Annotated in this window: 15 protein-coding genes; 4 read left to right on the top strand and 11 right to left on the bottom strand. The window is 62.3% G+C overall.

The annotated features are described in order from the left end of the window. Positions 1-303: 303 nt before the first annotated feature. Positions 304-1,878, bottom strand: coding sequence for a 2-polyprenylphenol 6-hydroxylase (ubiB, locus tag AC4PTT_RS00695; RefSeq protein WP_206546540.1), 1,575 nt, complete (start codon positions 1,876-1,878; stop codon positions 304-306). 10 nt (positions 1,879-1,888) lie between these two features. Continuing rightward, positions 1,889-2,665: a bifunctional demethylmenaquinone methyltransferase/2-methoxy-6-polyprenyl-1,4-benzoquinol methylase UbiE gene (gene ubiE, locus AC4PTT_RS00690; protein WP_113156110.1), complete on the bottom strand. Its 777-nt coding sequence runs from the start codon at positions 2,663-2,665 to the stop codon at positions 1,889-1,891. Between the two features lie 108 nt (positions 2,666-2,773). Here ubiE and AC4PTT_RS00685 point away from each other — a divergent pair, with 108 nt between their 5' ends. The 3 genes from AC4PTT_RS00685 (at position 2,774) to AC4PTT_RS00675 (ending at position 5,118) form a co-directional block, all read left to right on the top strand. Continuing rightward, positions 2,774-3,754, top strand: coding sequence for an adenosine deaminase (locus AC4PTT_RS00685; RefSeq protein WP_492161927.1), 981 nt, complete (start codon positions 2,774-2,776; stop codon positions 3,752-3,754). A 70-nt stretch (positions 3,755-3,824) separates the two neighbouring features. Next, positions 3,825-4,454, top strand: a complete 630-nt coding sequence (upp, locus tag AC4PTT_RS00680; protein WP_113153732.1) for a uracil phosphoribosyltransferase — start codon at positions 3,825-3,827, stop codon at positions 4,452-4,454. A gap of 97 nt (positions 4,455-4,551) precedes the next feature. Beyond that, positions 4,552-5,118: a TIGR02281 family clan AA aspartic protease gene (locus AC4PTT_RS00675; RefSeq protein ID WP_206546542.1), complete on the top strand. Its 567-nt coding sequence runs from the start codon at positions 4,552-4,554 to the stop codon at positions 5,116-5,118. Positions 5,119-5,126: 8 nt separating this feature from the next. On the opposite strand, the gene deoA is transcribed toward AC4PTT_RS00675, so the two are convergent. The 6 genes from deoA to AC4PTT_RS00645 are packed head-to-tail and all read right to left on the bottom strand — an operon-like array spanning position 5,127 to position 11,294. Beyond that, positions 5,127-6,446 carry a thymidine phosphorylase gene (gene deoA, locus AC4PTT_RS00670; protein ID WP_492161926.1) on the bottom strand — a complete coding sequence of 440 codons (1,320 nt, stop codon included), beginning with the start codon at positions 6,444-6,446 and terminating at the stop codon, positions 5,127-5,129. Positions 6,447-6,454: 8 nt separating this feature from the next. Next, on the bottom strand, positions 6,455-7,261 hold the full coding sequence (locus tag AC4PTT_RS00665; protein WP_492161925.1) for a purine-nucleoside phosphorylase: 807 nt from the start codon (positions 7,259-7,261) through the stop codon (positions 6,455-6,457). Continuing rightward, a complete protein-coding gene (locus tag AC4PTT_RS00660; protein ID WP_113153736.1) occupies positions 7,258-7,653 on the bottom strand; it encodes a cytidine deaminase in 396 nt (131 codons plus the stop codon). The genes AC4PTT_RS00665 and AC4PTT_RS00660 overlap by 4 nt, the downstream gene beginning before the upstream one ends. Continuing rightward, on the bottom strand, positions 7,653-8,624 hold the full coding sequence (locus AC4PTT_RS00655) for an ABC transporter permease (RefSeq protein WP_113153737.1): 972 nt from the start codon (positions 8,622-8,624) through the stop codon (positions 7,653-7,655). Before AC4PTT_RS00655 ends, AC4PTT_RS00660 begins: the two co-directional genes overlap by 1 nt. 1 nt (position 8,625) lies before the next feature. Continuing rightward, a complete protein-coding gene (locus tag AC4PTT_RS00650) occupies positions 8,626-9,765 on the bottom strand; it encodes an ABC transporter permease (protein WP_475084902.1) in 1,140 nt (379 codons plus the stop codon). Next, the gene (locus AC4PTT_RS00645) at positions 9,762-11,294 is read right to left on the bottom strand and encodes an ABC transporter ATP-binding protein (RefSeq protein WP_113153739.1); all 1,533 of its coding nucleotides are present in this window, start codon (positions 11,292-11,294) and stop codon (positions 9,762-9,764) included. Before AC4PTT_RS00645 ends, AC4PTT_RS00650 begins: the two co-directional genes overlap by 4 nt. A gap of 182 nt (positions 11,295-11,476) precedes the next feature. On the opposite strand from AC4PTT_RS00645, the gene AC4PTT_RS00640 reads away from it, so the two are divergent. Beyond that, positions 11,477-11,680, top strand: a complete 204-nt coding sequence (locus AC4PTT_RS00640) for a SlyX family protein (RefSeq protein ID WP_492161924.1) — start codon at positions 11,477-11,479, stop codon at positions 11,678-11,680. Between the two features lie 43 nt (positions 11,681-11,723). Here AC4PTT_RS00640 and AC4PTT_RS00635 read toward each other — a convergent pair whose 3' ends face one another. From AC4PTT_RS00635 to rpsA, 3 genes are all read right to left on the bottom strand, one after another. Continuing rightward, positions 11,724-12,335, bottom strand: coding sequence for a TetR/AcrR family transcriptional regulator (locus tag AC4PTT_RS00635; RefSeq protein WP_492161923.1), 612 nt, complete (start codon positions 12,333-12,335; stop codon positions 11,724-11,726). Positions 12,336-12,406: 71 nt separating this feature from the next. After that, positions 12,407-12,955, bottom strand: a complete 549-nt coding sequence (locus AC4PTT_RS00630) for a carboxymuconolactone decarboxylase family protein (RefSeq protein WP_162742217.1) — start codon at positions 12,953-12,955, stop codon at positions 12,407-12,409. Between the two features lie 1,335 nt (positions 12,956-14,290). Further along, positions 14,291-15,994: a 30S ribosomal protein S1 gene (rpsA, locus tag AC4PTT_RS00625; protein WP_113153744.1), complete on the bottom strand. Its 1,704-nt coding sequence runs from the start codon at positions 15,992-15,994 to the stop codon at positions 14,291-14,293. Positions 15,995-16,024 lie beyond the last annotated feature (30 nt).

The following is a 16,024-nucleotide window of genomic DNA, read 5'->3' as shown; positions in this document are numbered from 1 at the left end:
GTCATTCTTGCCGGTTTGCGCCCCGCGCGGTCTCGATTGCCTGGAAGGTGCCCCCTTCGCTCGTGCAGCGTATTATGATTCTCTTACTCTATAGATTGTGGGGATGTCATTGCCGGCAATGCATTATTCACACTTCTTCGCATGCGGAAACGCAAGGCGAATCTGTGGCTTAGGTGATGTTTGCTAGCAATGCTGTCATTGCAGGCGCAATGCGTCGTCGCAGGATTAGCCAGCTAACCCGTGCTGCAATGTTCCGAATGTGAGGAAGGATGGCGCAAATGCGCCATCAGCATGGATCGGGGATCAGGAAATCTGCCAGGCGATGACCGCGAGGGCTGCGGCGATGACCCAGAGCGCAACGCGCCCACCACGGGAATGGCGCGCCTCGGCCTTGCCGATGGCTTCCGCCGTTTCCGGATCGAAGCGCAGTCCCTTCTGCGCCATCGTGTCGATTTCGCGTGAGAGCCGCTCCGTGCGTGCGGCGAGATCCGGCGCCTGACGAACGAGCGAGACGAGAGCGCCGACGCCTTCGCGGGCGTCGTTCAGCATGCCGCGCGGCCCGAGATTGCCGGCAATCCAGTCGGAAACGACCGGTTCGGCCGCTTTCCACATGTTGAAATGCGGATCGAGCGTGCGCGCAACGCCTTCCACCACGACCATGGTCTTCTGCAGGAGCAGCAGTTCGGGCCGCGTCTGCATGTCGAACAGCTCGGTCACTTCAAAGAGAAGCGTTAGAAGCCGCGCCATGGAGATGGTTTCGGCCGACTGGCCGTGGATCGGTTCGCCAATGGCGCGCAGCGCCTGTGCGAAGGCCGCCACATCGTGGTGCCCCGGCACATATCCTGCCTCGAAATGCACTTCCGCCACCCTGCGGAAATCGCGGGTGATGAAACCGTACAGGATCTCGGCGAGGAAGTGCCGTTCCTTGCGGCCGATACGCCCCGTAATGCCGAAATCCACCGCGACGATGGTTCCATCGTCTTCAACGAACAGGTTTCCCGGATGCATGTCGGCGTGAAAGAAGCCGTCGCGCAGCGTGTGGCGCAGGAAGGACTGAATGAGCGTCTGCGCCAGCGCTTCGAGATCGTGACCCGCTTCGCGCAGGGCCTCGATGTTCGACATCTTGGTGCCGTCGACCCATTCCAGCGTCACCACATCGCGGCCGGTGCGCTGCCAGTCGACATTGGGCACCCGGAAGCCGGGATCGTTCAGCGTGTTCTCGTGGATCTCGGAAATGGCCGCCGCCTCAAGGCGCAGATCCATCTCGATCCTGGTCACCTGCGCCAGCGTTTCGGCCACTTTGACCGGCTTCAGGCGACGGGTGGACGGGATAAAGCGCTCCTGCAGATGGGCTGCGAGGAAATAGCTTTCCAGATCGTTCTGGAAGCGCCGGCGCACGCCGGGGCGGATCACCTTCACCGCAACGCGCTTGAGACCCGTGTCGGTGGCGACGCGCGCCTCATGCACCTGCGCGATCGAGGCCGCGGCCACGGGGCCGTCGAATTCTGCGTAAAGCGCCTCGACCGGCTGGCCGAGCGAGCCTTCGATGGCCGCGCGCGCCTGCGCCTCGGGAAACGTGTTCATGCGATCCTGAAGGCTGGCGAGATCATGCGCCATCTCATGGCCCACAACATCCGGCCGCGTCGCCAGAAACTGCCCGAGTTTCACATAGGACGGCCCGAGCCGGTTCACGGCCTGGGCAAGGCGTTCGGGCCGGTCGCGCCGCTTGGAGCGACGCCGCGACAAGACTTTGGCCACCTTCCAGCCGAACAGCGGCATGCCTTCCAGCTGGTCGCCGGGCATGGCCGCCACAACGCCCTCACGAACAAGAATCCAGCCCGCGCGGGCCAGCCGAAGATATGCGCCGACAGTGCTCATTTTTACGCCGTCAAATCTTCCAGCCGGAGTGCAGGGTGGCGATGCCGCCGGAGTAATTGCGCCAGGTCACGCGGGAGAAGCCCGCATTGGTGATCATCGCGCCGAAATTCTGCTGGTTGGGGAATTTGCGGATGGATTCGATCAGATAGCGATAGGGCTCGCCATCGCCGGTCACGGCCTGGCCGATGCGCGGAATGGCGTGGAACGACCAGTTCTCATAGACCTTGTCGAGGATCGGCATGTCCACCTCGGAAAATTCGAGGCAGAGAAAACGCCCGCCGGGCCGGAGCACGCGGAAGGCTTCGGAAAGCGCGCGGTCGATATGCGGCACGTTGCGAATACCGAAGGCAATCGTGTAGGCGTCGAAACTGTTGTCCTCGAAGGGCAGCTCCTCGGCGTTCGCCTCAACGAAGGTCAGATTGTCGGCGATGCCCTTCTTCTCGGCGCGCTCACGGCCGACTTCGAGCATCGAGCCATTGATGTCCAGAACGGTGACGTCAGCCATCCGGCGCGAGGCCTCGACGATGCGGAACGCGATGTCGCCCGTGCCGCCGGCCACGTCCAGTGCGCGATAGCCCGGTCGCTTGGAAGGCGCGAGCCAGGAGATCATGGCGTCCTTCCAGACCCGGTGCAGACCCGCCGACATAAGGTCGTTCATCACGTCATACCGTTTGGCGACGCGGTGGAATACCGTGTTGACCAGGCCCTGCTTTTCGGTTTCGTCTACCGTGCGAAAACCATAGGCCGTCTCCATGCCGCCTTCGGCGGTGGTGCGCTGATCGGACATCTTCACCCTTTCGAAATCGCCGGGACCATAGCCCATTGCCGTTCGCGGCGCTATTGTCAAAACCGCGATGAACAGCCGCGCCAGCGGACTGGTTAAAATGGAGCACACATGGTCGCAAAAGCCGAGCTTCACTGCCATATCGAGGGAGCCGCTTCCCCCGATCTCGTCCTTGCCCAGGCGCGCAAATACGGCGTCGACACATCGAACTTCCTGCGCGACGGGGCCTATCACTGGTATGATTTCACCAGCTTTCTCGCCGCTTATGACGAGGCCGCCAGCCTGTTTCGAACCGAAGAAGACTATGCGCTTCTCGCTGAGGATTATCTGACCAGCCTGGCGAAAGACGGCGCGATCTATTCGGAGATATTCATCTCGCCCGATCATGCAGAACGCGCCGGGCTTTCGCGCATGGCCTACACCAACGCGCTTGGCGAGGGCATCGAGCGCGCGCGCGCCGCAACCGGCATAGAGGGGCGCATCATCGTGACCGGCGTGCGCCATTTCGGGGCAGTGTCGGTGGAAGATGCAGCGCGCTTCGCGGTTGCCTGCGAGCATCCGCTTGTCACCGGTTTCGGCATGGCGGGCGAAGAGCGTTTCGGCAATGTGCGCGATTATGAGACCGCGTTCGACATTGCACGCGAGGCGGGGCTGGGCATCACGGTTCATGCAGGCGAGCTGGCCGGCTGGGAGAGCGTCGAGGCGGCGCTGAACCATCTTCGCCCCACACGCATCGGTCATGGCGTGCGCGCCATCGAGAACCCGGATCTGGTGCGCCGTCTGGTGGATGAGGGGGTGGTGCTGGAGGTCTGCCCGGTTTCAAACATCGTGCTGAAGGTCTTTCCCGACTACGCCAGCCATCCTCTGCCGCAATTGATGGCCGCCGGCTGTCGCGTGACGCTCAACTCCGATGACCCGCCGCATTTCCACACGTCGCTCGCGCATGAATATGCGGTGGCGAAGGCGCATTTCGGGCTCGATGACACGGCGCTTCGCGGCATCACGCAAACGGCCATCGAAGCCGCGTTTGTCGATGAGGCCACCCGCACGCGCCTGCTTGCAGCGCTGGGCCATAAAACTGTGGCTCAGTGAGCCTTATGGTATCCTGCGCGGCCACGTGCCGTTAATATCGACAGGATTTCAAGCATTCGGGGAACAGCACATGCAGGGCGTGACCGTCGTCGACCATCCGCTTGTCCAGCACAAGCTCACCATCATGCGCGACAAGGAGACTTCGACCGCCAGCTTCAGGCGTCTGCTGCGCGAAATTTCGCTGCTGCTCTGCTATGAGGTCACGCGCGATCTGGAGCTGACGACACGGCGCATCGAAACGCCGCTTCAGCCGATCGACTCGCCCACGCTCGAAGGCAAGAAGCTCGTCTTCGCCTCGGTTCTGCGCGCCGGCAACGGCCTGCTGGACGGCATGCTGGATCTCGTTCCCGCCGCACGCGTGGCGCATGTGGGCATGTATCGCGACCACGAAACGCTTGAGGCGGTCGAGTATTTCTTCAAGGCTCCGAGCAATCTGGGCGACCGCCTGGTGATTGTCGTTGACCCGATGCTGGCCACGGCCAACTCCGCCATCGCCGCCGTCGACAAGCTCAAGGAGCGCGGCGCGACCAATCTGCGCTTCCTCTGCCTTCTGGCGGCGCCCGAAGGCGTCGAGAACTTCCGCAAGTCGCACCCTGACGTGCCGGTCTTCACCGCGTCCATCGATGAATGCCTGAACGAGAAGGGCTACATCGTGCCGGGTCTGGGCGATGCCGGCGACCGGATGTACGGAACGAAATAACGCTCGTTTAACCAAGCGGCGCGGTTGTCCGCGCCGTTAAAAAAATGGTTGCCGTTGCGGCATAGGGTCTTCCCGATTGAAGGGGTGGAAGGCGCATATGGTTCGCAAGGTGGTCATGCTCGGTATCGTTATCGGAGCTGCGGGGGCAATCCCCGCGCTTTACCAGAGCAATCCGGATTTCTATCGGAGCCTTCTTGGCAGCGCGCTTGAAGAGACGCCTGTGGAGGAGGTTCAGCAGGTCGCGATGGTTCGCGCGCCCGCGCCGGAGCGCGGCAAGACCTCCGTGCTTCTCGGCAAGCGGGTCAGCATCGCGGCCGACAGGTCCGGCCATTTCGTCGGACGCTTCAAGCTCAATGGCCGTCACACGAAGGCCATGATCGATACGGGCGCGACCTATGTGGCGATCAACAGGAGCACCGCGCGCCGGATCGGCCTGAATCTCACCGCGAGCGATTTCAAATATGAAGTCAGCACGGCCAATGGCAAGGCCAGTGCTGCTGCCGCCGTTATCGAAAACCTTCAGATCGGTCGCATCTATATCGAGAATGTCGAAGCGCTGGTGCTTGAGGATCGCGCGCTCGACAGTGTGCTCATTGGCATGAGCTTCCTAGAGCGTCTCGCGCGCTATCGGGTGGAAGATCGCGCGCTGATTCTGGAGCAGTAGGGCAGTTCTCAGACTTCCGCTGTCACCCGGCGCAGGATGGTTTTCTTCGTGCGCGGTTTCGCATCCACGACCGAATAGGCTTTCATAACCGCCCTGCGCGCCCGTTCCGCGTCGTCGTCGGATGCGGCATGCACCATGCAGACCGGCTCTCCGCGCTTCAACTCCGCGCCCACGGGCAGAAGCTCCGTCAGGCCGACCGAGTGGTCGATGGCGTCTTCGGGCGTGCGTCGTCCGCCGCCCAGTTCGATCACGCAGATGCCCACGGCGCGCGAGTCGATTGCGCCGACAAAACCGTCCTCTTCCGCGAGCACGGGCTTGATCACCTTCGCCTTCGGCAGGTGCCTGTCGGCAGCCTCGACGAAGTCCGCCGGCCCGCCGAGCGTGTGTACCATCCTGCCGAACAGTTCCGCTGCCCGTCCGCTTTCCAGCGCGTCATGCGCCCAGTCGAAGGCCTCGCGCGTGGTGGCTGCCACGCCGGAGGAAAGAAGCATCTCGCCGGCGAGCGCCAGCGTCACGTCGAGAAGCCGCCGGTCGCGTTTCCTGCCCGTCAGAAAATCGACGGCGTTGACGACTTCCACGGCATTGCCGGCAGCAGAGGCAAGCGGCTGGTTCATGTCGGTCACAAGCGCGGTGGCCGGAAGCCCGGCTTCGCCCGCCACGCGCACCAGATTGTCAGCCAGCTTGCGCGCCGCACGGGCGTCATCCATGAACGCGCCATTGCCCGATTTCACATCGAGCACCAGCGACGAAAGGCCGGCGGCCAGTTTCTTGGAAAGGATCGACGCCGTGATGAGCGGGATCGATTCCACCGTGCCGGTCACATCGCGCACGGCATAAAAACGCTTGTCGGCGGGAGCGAGATCGGCGGTCTGGCCGATGATCGCGCAACCCACATCGCGCACGGTTCTGGCGAACAGTTTTTCGTCCGGCTGGCTCGTATAGCCGGGAATGGAATCCATCTTGTCGAGCGTGCCGCCCGTATGGCCAAGCCCGCGTCCGGAGATCATCGGCACAAAAGCACCGCAGGCCGCCACGATGGGGGCGAGCATCAGCGAGACATTGTCGCCCACCCCGCCGGTGGAGTGTTTGTCGGTCACCGGGCCGGGCAGGTCCGACCAGTCGAGAACACTGCCGGAATCGCGCATGGCGATGGTCAGCGCAGCGCCTTCCTCAGCCGTCATGCCGTTCAGGAAAATTGCCATGGCCAGCGCCGCGATCTGCCCTTCGCTCCACGTGCCATGGGTGAGCCCGTGAGCGAAATCTGCGATCTCTTCACCGGTGAGCGCCTGACGGTCGCGCTTCCTGCGGATGATCTCCTGCGGCAGCATGGGTAACCTCAGCCTGTTGGCAGGCCGTCGGCGCAGAGCTGGCCGAGAACCGTTGCGAGACGCTGGCCGCCAATGGGAGCCATGTCCTTGGTTTCCTGATGCGACAGCTCGCCCGCGCTCATGCCCGCCCCCAGATTGGTGATGACCGAGCAGGCCGCGACCCGAAGGCCGAAATAGCGCGCGAGGATCACTTCCGGCACGGTCGACATGCCCACCGCGTCCGCGCCCAGCGTGCGCGCCATGCGAATTTCCGCCGGCGTCTCGAAGGACGGGCCGGAGAACCACATGTAGACGCCCTTGTGCAGCGCGACGCCGCTCTTTTCAGCCGCGGCTTCGAGGCTGGCGCGCAGGCCCGCATCATAGGCCTCGCTCATGCCGACGAAGCGCCGGTCTCTGCCCTCGCCTATCAGCGGGTTCATGCCGGAGAAATTGATGTGATCCTCGATCAGCATCACCGAGCCGGGCGGCATGTCCTGCCTCAGCGATCCCGCAGCATTGGTCAGGATCATCTGGGTGATGCCGATGCCCCACAGGGTTTCCAGCGCCGGGCGCATGGCCGCCGCATCGCCATGTTCATAATAGTGCGCGCGACCGGCAAGCATCAGCACGGGCGTGCCCGAAAGCCGTCCGGCGACAATCTCGCCCGCATGGCCGGTCACGCCGCTTTGCGGAAAACCGGGTAATTCGGAATAGGAGATCCGCACCGGGTTTTCGACGTCGTTCACAAGACCGCCGAGCCCGGAGCCAAGCACCAGCGCAAGCTGCGGGGCGAGGCCGTTCAGTCGTTCGGTGAGAAGGTCCACCGCTTCTTTCATTTGCCATCCTCGAAGCTGAAGCCGCGCGGGAACACGGCCGAGAAGGGAACCGTTTCAAGCACCCCGTTGGTGTCGCAGAGATGCAGGCGGGCATCGTCGGTAACGAACTCCGCCAGCCGCTGGCGGCAACCGCCGCAGGGCATGATCTTCGGCATCTTTTCCGCCACCACGGCGATCTCCGTCACACGTCCACCGCCCGCCATGATGAGATGGCCAAGCGCGGTGGTCTCGGCGCACCAGCCTTCCGGGTAAGACGCGTTCTCGATGTTGCAGCCTGCGTGGATTGCGCCGGCCTCGGTCTTCACCGCAGCCCCCACGGGAAAGCGCGAATAGGGGGCGTAGGCGTTCTGCATCGCCGCGCTGGCGGCTGCAAACAGGTCTTCGGCGCTCATCACCGCTCCTTCACATAGGGCACGCCGCCGGCGCGCGGGGGAATGGCCTTGCCGATGAAGCCGGCCAGAAGCACCACGGTCAGAATGTAGGGCAGGGCCTGCATGAACTGCACCGGCACCTGGCCGATGAGGGGCAGGGGCGTGCCCTGAATGCGGATCGCGAAGGCATCGAGAAAGCCGAACAGCAGGCAGGCGAACATCACCGGCACAGGCTTCCACTTGGCGAAGATCAGCGCGGCGAGCGCGATGAAGCCGCGTCCTGCCGTCATGTCTTTCACGAAGCCGGCATTCTGCGCCATGGAGAGATAGGCGCCGGCCATGCCGGTGAGAATGCCGGTGCAGATCACGGCCCGGTAGCGTAGCCACGAAACGGAGATGCCCGCCGTGTCGACCGCAGCCGGGTTTTCGCCCACCGCGCGCAGCCGGAGGCCGAAGCGGGTGCGGAACAGAACCCACCAGGTGAAGGGCACCAGAAGAAAGGCCGCATAGGTCAGAAGCGAGTGGCCGGAAATCAGCTCGGAATAGACGTCGCCAAGGATCGGCACATCGCGCACGGCTTCGGCAAAAGGTAACTCGATCGCACCGAAACGCGCCTCGCCCGGCAGCGATGGCGTGCGCCCGCCCTGCCGGAACCAGGCCTGCCCCAGAATGATGGTGGAGCCGGCGGCGATGAAGTTGATGGCGACGCCCGAAACGATCTGGTTGCCGCGATGGGTGATGGAGGCAAAGCCATGCACCAGCGCGAGAAAGATGGAGATCAGCATCGCAGCGCCGAGACCGGCCCAGGCGGAACCGGTGACGGCGGCGGCTGCGCCGGCCGCGAATGCGCCCGCCAGCATCTTGCCTTCAAGGCCGATGTCGAAGACGCCGGAGCGCTCCGAATAAAGCCCGGCAAGTGCGGCCAGCAAAAGCGGCACCGAAAGCCGCACGGTCGAATCGAGAACGAGGATCAGGGCGTGAAAGAAGTCCATGTCAGCTACCCTCTCCCTGCTGCGCCTCAAGGCCTGTCGAACGCGAGCCAAGGCTTGCGAAAAGGGCCTGAATGGACGGTCTGAACATATGCTCCAGCGCACCGGCAAACAGGATCACGAGGCCCTGGATGATGACGATCATGTCGCGCGAGATGTTGGGCATCTCGAAGGCGAGTTCCGCACCGCCCTGATAGAGCATGCCGAACAGGATCGCCGCCGGCACGATGCCGGCCGGATGCGACCGGCCCATCAACGCCACCGCGATGCCGACGAAACCGGCCCCGGTAACGAAGTCGATCTGCAGCCGGTTCTGGTCGCCCATCACCGGGTTGAGCGCCATCATGCCGGCGAGCGCGCCGGAGATGAGCATGGTGATGATGATGATTTTCGTCTCGCTCACACCGGCATAGCGGGCCGCCTTGGGGCTGTAGCCGCGCATGCGGATCTCATAGCCGAGCCGTGTGCGCCAGATCAGCACCCAGACGAAGAACGCCGCAGCCAGCGCCAGCAGGAACGACAGGTTGAAGGGCGCGGAGCGGATGGTGAAGCCCATGGCCTCAAGCATCCAGTTGAGCTTGGGCAGCTGCCCGCCTTCAAGGAAGTTGCGGGTCTGCGGGGCCTGCGCGCCGGCCGGCTTCAGCACGTTCACCAGAAGATAGACCATCAGGCTGGCGGCGATGAAGTTGAACATGATCGTCGTGATGACGATGTGCGAGCCGCGCTTTGCCTGGAAATAGGCGGGAATGAAGGCCCACGCCGCGCCGAACAGCGCCGCGCCGACAATGGCCAGCGGAAACACGAGCCACCAGGGCAGAATACTGTCGAAGGCGAGGCAGACCAGGGCCACGCCGAGCCCGCCCACATAGGCCTGTCCCTCGCCACCGATGTTGAAAAGGCTGCAGTGAAAGGCCACCGCCACCGCAAGGCCGGTGAAGATGAAGCTCGTCGCGTAATAGAGCGTGTAGGCGATGTTCTGCCCGCGTCCGAGCGCGCCATCCACCAGGATGACCGCAGCACGGATCGGGTTTTCGCCAACCAGCATCACCACCAGGCCGGCCACCAGAAAGGCCACGGCGAGGTTGATCAGCGGGATCAGCCCGTAATCGGCCCAGGCGGGCAGTTTCGCATAGGGCGCGCTCATTCCGCCGCCTCCTTTTCCTCGACGCCGGCCATGAGCAGGCCAAGTTCGCTTTCGCTTGCTTCGGGTCCGCGCTCGCCGACGACACGGCCGGCGAACATCACCAGAATGCGGTCGGACAGCGAGCGGATTTCATCCAGCTCCACAGAGACCAGAAGAACGGCCTTGCCCTGGTCGCGCATGTCGATCAGCCGTTTGTGGATGAACTCGATCGCGCCCACATCCACGCCGCGCGTCGGCTGGCCGACGATCAGCACTTTCGGGTCCTGTTCGATCTCTCGGGCCAGCACGATCTTCTGCTGGTTGCCGCCGGAGAAATTGGCCGTCTTCAGCCGGCAGTCCGGCGGGCGGATATCGTATTTCTCGATCTTCTCGCGCGCATCGGCGCGGATCGCCTCAATGTTGAGGAAAGGGCCGTTCAGATATTTTGCCTGCCGGTGATAGCCCAGCATGGCGTTTTCGTTTTCCTCGAAAGGCAGCACGAGACCGACATGGTGGCGGTCTTCCGGCACATGGGCCATGCCGCGTTCGCGCAGGTCGGCAGGGTCGGCCGCACCCGTCAGGTCCACCGGTTCGCCATCCAGCGTCACCGTTCCCGAAACCGCCTTCTGCACGCCGGTGATGGCGTCGAGAAGCTGCGACTGGCCGTTGCCGGCCACGCCCGCAATGCCGACGATCTCGCCCGCGCGCACATCCAGCGACAGGTTGTCGACCATGGTGACGCCGCGCGAATCCTTGACCGTCAGTCCCTTGACCGAAAGAAGAACGTCACCCGGCGTCGCCTCGCCCTTTTCCACCTGCAGCAGAACGCGCCGGCCCACCATGAGCTCGGCCAGTTCTTCCACATTGGTCTCGGAGGTCTTGCGAGTGGCCACCATCGTGCCCTGGCGCATGACCGACACATTGTCGGTGATGGCCATGATCTCGCGCAGCTTGTGCGTGATGAGGATGATGGTCTTTCCCTCATCCTTTAGCTGCTCCAGAATGCGGAACAGATGGTCCGCCTCGGCAGGCGTCAGAACGCCGGTCGGCTCGTCGAGGATCAGAATGTCAGCGCCGCGATAAAGCGCCTTCAGGATCTCCACGCGCTGCTGCAGGCCCACCGGCAGATCCTCAATGATCGCATCGGGGTCCACTTCCAGCCCGTAGTCGCGCTCCAGCCGCTCAAGCTCCGAACGGGCCTTGGCGATGGAGGTGTTGAGCAGCGCTTCGCCCTCGGCCCCCAGAATGACGTTTTCCAGAACGGAGAAATTCTCCACAAGCATGAAGTGCTGATGCACCATGCCGATGCCCAGCGCGATGGCGTCGCTCGGCGTGTTGATGGTCGCCTTCCTGCCGGCCACCTCGATGCGCCCTCTGTCGGCCTGGTAGAAGCCGTAGAGGATCGACATCAGTGTCGATTTGCCGGCCCCATTCTCGCCAATGATGCCATGGATCGTTCCGGCGGTGATCTTCAGATCGATGTTGCGGTTTGCGTGAACCGCCCCAAAGCTCTTGCTGATGCCCTTGAGCTCGATTGCCGTGTCAGCCATCGGCGACCCACTTCCCCGTTTTTATCAATTGGTCAAATGCAGTATCACGGCGTTCCGCCACCTGCCAACCGCGCGCTGCGCGGCAGCAACGAAACGTCCCTTGGGGCACTCTCGACAAATCGGGCCTTGCTTGTCAATTTCCCGGCGCGAGAATGCACCGAAACCGCAGAAAGAAGCGTGCCATGACGGAAGACCGGATCACCCTGCTCGAAATCCTGGCCGCCGAGCAGGAAAAGACCATCGAAGAGCTTTCGACGGAACTCACCCGCCAGTGGCGCGAGATGGAGGCGCTGAAGAAAAAACTCCAGCGCCTGTCCGAGCGCTTCATGGAACTGGAAGAGCAGACGGCGGGCGACGTGCCGGTGACGAAGCCGCCGCACTGGTGAGGGGTGTCACCCTTGCCATTTTCACGGGCTGTTCCACGCGGGCTCACGCTTCCGGTGTCACCAGCGCCTCGAAAGCCCGGCGCATCTCGGTGCGGGCGGCGTGTTCGGATATCTGCCCGTCGAGCAGCGCGCGCGCCAGTTCTTCCACGGCCCCGAACAGCGCGATCATCCGGGCCTGCGCGGGCATGTCGCCTGCCGGAAAGCAGGGGGCGAGAAGCCGTGTCAGCATATCGCAGAAAGCGGTGCGGATTTCCGTGCCGATCGTGCCGTGCTCGGGGTAGGAACGCAGGGCGGCGATGGTCGCTTCGTAAACCCGCCCGTGCCGTGTGATGCAGGCGATATAGCTGTCGGCGAACATGTTTGCAGCATCGCGGGGCGTGGGCGGGCGGTGGGCCATGCCGGCTTCGAGATCGGCAAAGAGCCGCTGATCATAGCGCCGATAGAGCGCGAGCAGCAGCCCCATGCGGGTGCCGAACTGGCTATAGGTGACAGGTTTGGTGACGCCTGCGGCCTCGGCCAGCGTCTGGAGCGTTAGCGCATCGGAACCCCTGGTGGCCAGAATGTCCGCCGCAAGGTCGAGAAGGAGGTTGCGGCGGTCTTCGCGTTTGAGGCGCTTGCGCGGGGTGGCGCTATCCTGATTTTGCTGGCCTGACATGGCTTGCCTTATAGACAATCGCGATCATGCGGGCCAGCGGGCGGCGCGGTGACCGCCCGCCGGTCTGCATGTCAGTCGCGGTTCTGGAGCGGCACTTTCGGGAAGTCGATTTTCGGCTGCACGATGTTGTTGACCCAGTTGCTGAAGCTGTTCATCGCTGTCCATGCGCAGATCTGGATCAGCTTTTTCTCCGAAATGCCGGCCTGTGCGGCGCGTTCGAAATCATGCGTTTCCAGATTGCCGCGCTGTGCAATCAGGCGGAGCGCCAGGTCGATGACCGCCTGTTCGCAGGCGTCATCCGCCTCGCCGCGCTGTGCGGCGACGCATTCCTCGGCGCTCATGCCGGCTTTCTTGCCCGAGAAAGTGTGTCCGCTGACGCAGTAATGGCAGCCATTGCTGTTGGCCACGGCGAGCGAGATCATCTCACGCTCGCGGACGGACAGATGGCTGGCTGCCTCCACGGCTTCCTGAAAGGCCAGATAGCCATTGAGCGTCGCGCCATCGATGCCGAGCGCGCCGAAGAAGTTCGGCACCATGCCGTACTGGGCTTTGAAGCCTTCGAGGGTCGGGGTGGCGGCTTCATCGGCCGTTTCGATGGTGACCGGGGTCATTTTCAGCATGGGGTTCTCCATGGGGGATTCGGGAATGGGGGGGGATTTGGGAATGGGGAGGAATTGGGTCGAAGTTCAACGCGCGGGCGCTTGAGCCTGCGTTGGGGTTCGTATGTGTAAGACCGGAAGAGAGACGGTGCGTGTAAGCCTGGCCGTCAACCCGCGATCTATCCCATCGCGGGAGGGCAATGGGTGCAGCGGGGGCGGGCGGGTGCTGAGGCCCGCGTGTGCCGGTCAGCGGCCTGGTTTACGAACTGCATGATCCTGTCCACGGTTTGCGGCATGCCGCGTGTTGTGCAATCGCTATATACTTATGGTAACTTAATTTGCAAGAGCCCTGAAGGGATGGTGAAGTCCCGTGGCGGCTGCCCTGAGAGACGGCAACGAGAGGCCCGTCGAAGAGCCTTCGGCGGGACACGCCAGCCAGTGGCGCGTGAAGGAGGCGCCTTAGATGGGCTCGAACGCTTTGAACGCCTCTGGGAACAATTCATGGAACTGGATGAGAAAACGGCCGGCGACGCGCCTGTGGCGAGCCGCCACACTGATGAGGGCTTTTCGCTTTTACGCGGTAGCCACAAAGGTGGCGGGCAGTCCGGGCGCCCTGTGCAGCCCGGATTCCAGGGAAGGGCGTTCGGCGGTGCTCAGGGCCGCGGCCATCCGCTCGCAAGCCTGTCGAGGACCTGCATGAATGGCGCAGGGAGGTTATCGGGCGTTTCCTGGTATTATGGCCGGTTCACGGCTTCTATTTATAAGTAAAGAATTTCATTTTCTCTTGAAGGTGGGATAAGTGCGTTATCACAAGGGCGTTTGACACGCCTAGAACGATGGGCAGAACGCATTTATCCTGGAGCGCTTCGTAGATTATAAAATTTGCAACGGCAATTGTAATCAATGCGAAGGCAAACTGAATCGCTTTTATCATAATTTTCTCTCTTGAATAAAAACTATATTGCCATTCGTCGGCGATCCCGTTGATTTGCATAGAAGAAGGCGTCGCCAGATGGCGAAGGCTGTATCAAATGCAGCTCCGGCGGCGTCTGAGGCGCAGGAGTAGTTTGCGTTTGTGGTCGTGGGGTTATGAGGTTTCGGATGCCAAAGGTAAGAAGCTAAGCATATTTTTCATAATAGATTTGAAAAATTCTAATTTTTACTAGGCAATTAGCGGCGCTCTTTAAAATAATGCGAATTTCCATTTGGTCAACTTGGTATTTCGAATAAATAGATTGCGTTATGTTCTGTATTTGATTTTGAGGAAACCTGCTTCATCTCAAAAAGACAGGCATTAAAAAACCCCGCCGGATCGCTCCGGCGGGGTCTTTGTTTTCAGGCCTGATCGGCTGACGATTACTCGTCGCCGCCCTGCTTCTTCAGGGCTGCGCCCAGAATGTCGCCGAGCGAAGCGCCGGAGTCGGTGGAACCGAACTGTGCGACAGCTTCCTTCTCTTCGGCGATTTCCAGCGCCTTGATCGAGACGTTGATGCGACGGGTCTTCTTGTCGAAGACGGTGACGCGGGCGTCCACCTTCTGGCCGACGGAGAAGCGCTCGGGGCGCTGCTCTGCACGGTCACGCGACAGGTCGGAGCGCTTGATGAAGCTCTCGACGTCGTGATCGACCAGCAGAACCTCGAGGCCGCCGTCTTTCACGCCGGTCACTTCACAGGTCACAACCGCGCCCTTGCGCAGTTCGCCGGAAGCAGCGGCTTCGCCGATGGAGTCATGACCAAGCTGCTTGATGCCGAGAGAGATGCGCTCCTTGTCGACGTCCACGTCGAGAACCTGCGCCTTCACCACGTCGCCGCGGTTGTACTCTTCGATCACCTGCTCGCCCGGACGGTTCCAGTCGAGATCGGAAAGGTGGACCATGCCGTCCACGTCGCCGTCCAGGCCGATGAACAGACCGAACTCGGTCTTGTTCTTGACCTCGCCCTCGACAACGGAGCCGACGGTGTGGTTGCGGGCGAATGCCTCCCACGGGTTCTCGAGCGTCTGCTTGAGGCCCAGCGAGATGCGGCGCTTCACCGGATCCACTTCCAGCACAACGACTTCGACTTCCTGCGTGGTGGAAAGGATCTTGCCCGGATGAACGTTCTTCTTCGTCCAGGACATTTCCGAAACGTGGATCAGGCCTTCGATGCCCGGCTCCAGCTCCACAAACGCACCGTAGTCGGTGATGTTGGTGACGCGACCCAGAACCTTCTTGCCAAGCGGGTACTTGCCGCCGATGCCGTCCCACGGATCGGCTTCGAGCTGCTTCATGCCCAGCGAGATGCGGTGGGTTTCCTGGTTGATGCGGATGATCTGCACCTTGACCGTCTGACCGATGTTGAGGATCTCGGTCGGATGGTTGACACGACGCCATGCCATGTCGGTGACGTGCAGCAGGCCGTCGATGCCGCCCAGGTCAACGAACGCACCGTAGTCGGTGATGTTCTTGACCACGCCTTCGACCACCTGACCCTCTTCGAGGTTCTGGACGATCTCGGAGCGCTGCTCTGCGCGGCTCTCTTCGAGAACCGTGCGGCGGGACACGACGATGTTGCCGCGGCGCTTGTCCATCTTGAGGATTTCGAAGGGCTGCGGGGTGTGCATCAGCGGGGTGACGTCGCGGATCGGACGAATGTCGACCTGCGAACGCGGCAGGAAGGCCACGGCGCCGTCCAGATCGACGGTGAAGCCGCCCTTGACCTGGTTGAAGATGAAGCCCTCGACGCGCTCGCCGGCGTTGAACTTCGCTTCCAGCTTGACCCAGCTTTCCTCGCGGCGTGCTTTCTCGCGGCTCAGCATTGCCTCGCCAAGCGCGTTCTCGATGCGCTCGACATAGACTTCAACTTCGTCGCCGACCTTGAGGTCCGATTCCTTGCCCTTCGCGCCGAATTCCTTCAGCGGGACACGGCCCTCGACCTTGAGGCCGACATCGACGATCGCCATGTCTTTTTCGATGGCGGTGACGATGCCCTTTACGACGGAGCCTTCAGCGGCGTCGCGTTCGTTGAAGGATTCTTCGAGAAGGCTCGCGAAATCATCGCGAGACGGATTGAATTCTGACATTGATGCTCCTGAAACGCCCTGTTTTTCAAA

The sequence above is a fragment of the Nitratireductor sp. WH36-1 genome (assembly GCF_058725515.1).
The sequence above is the reverse complement of the archived record's forward strand: the minus strand, read 5'-3'. Positions and strand labels throughout refer to the sequence as shown.